1 protein-coding gene is annotated in these 420 nt (G+C 72.1%); it reads right to left on the bottom strand.

The window, feature by feature from the left end; all coding sequences use genetic code 11:
• A partial coding sequence (locus IF73_RS38415) for a homocysteine S-methyltransferase family protein (RefSeq protein WP_037881877.1) occupies positions 1-420 on the bottom strand: 420 nt, incomplete at both ends.

Below are 420 nucleotides of genomic sequence, written 5' to 3'. Positions count from 1 at the left end.
ATCTCCACACAGTCGTCCCAGCGGCCGTCCAGCATGGCCTCCCGGAACTTCTTCGACCCGTTCGCGTTCGTCCGCTCCCCGATGGCGAGGTAGGAGGTGTCCTGCCGGAACGGGACGGTCTGGTACAGGGACGCGGCGCCCGGCTCGGGGCGCGGGTCACGCGGGGTGGGCGTCAGGTCGCGGACGCGCTCGACGACCTGGCGCAGGTGCTCGGGGGTCGTACCGCAGCAGCCGCCGACCAGGGACAGGCCGTAGTCGCGGACGAAGCTCTCCTGAGCGTCCGCGAGTTCCTCCGGGCTCAGCGGGTAGTGGGCGCCGTCGGAGGTGAGGACCGGCAGGCCCGCGTTGGGCATCACCGACAACGGGATCCGGGCGTGCCGGGCCAGATAGCGCAGGTGCTCGCTCATCTCGGCCGGGCCG

This window comes from Streptomyces sp. NRRL F-5727 (genome assembly GCF_000719555.1).
Classification (GTDB): Bacteria; Actinomycetota; Actinomycetes; order Streptomycetales; family Streptomycetaceae; genus Streptomyces.
The sequence above is the reverse complement of the archived record's forward strand: the minus strand, read 5'-3'. Positions and strand labels throughout refer to the sequence as shown.